At 47.2% G+C, this 267-nt stretch carries 1 protein-coding gene; it reads right to left on the bottom strand.

Annotation, left to right across the window (positions count from 1 at the left end; all coding sequences use genetic code 11):
• Window positions 1-68: 68 nt before the first annotated feature.
• Window positions 69-267: hypothetical protein (locus QSV46_RS39915; protein ID WP_314964121.1), on the bottom strand; the 199-nt coding region annotated here is incomplete at its 5' end.

Below are 267 nucleotides of genomic sequence, written 5' to 3'. Positions count from 1 at the left end.
CTACCATCCAGTCATCCAGACGTAGTACAATATGTTGGGACTCCGACACATAGACCGTCAAGTCCAAGTTACGCTACACGCTTACCATCAATGACCACTACTGGAAGCATGGCTTCTATTACAAGTGTTGCGACTATGCAGACTCCAACATCGATGCAAGGGGGAGGAACCATTTCCATCTCCTCTGCCTCTTTGTTTGGATCTTTTTCCAACACATCTTTAGTTGGGTCTACCTCCATTCCGTCCACGAGTGGAAATGCCCAAACA

It is taken from the genome of Bradyrhizobium cosmicum, assembly GCF_032290525.1.
GTDB lineage: Bacteria > Pseudomonadota > Alphaproteobacteria > Rhizobiales > Xanthobacteraceae > Bradyrhizobium > Bradyrhizobium cosmicum_A.
This window is presented reverse-complemented; position numbering and strand designations above follow the sequence as displayed.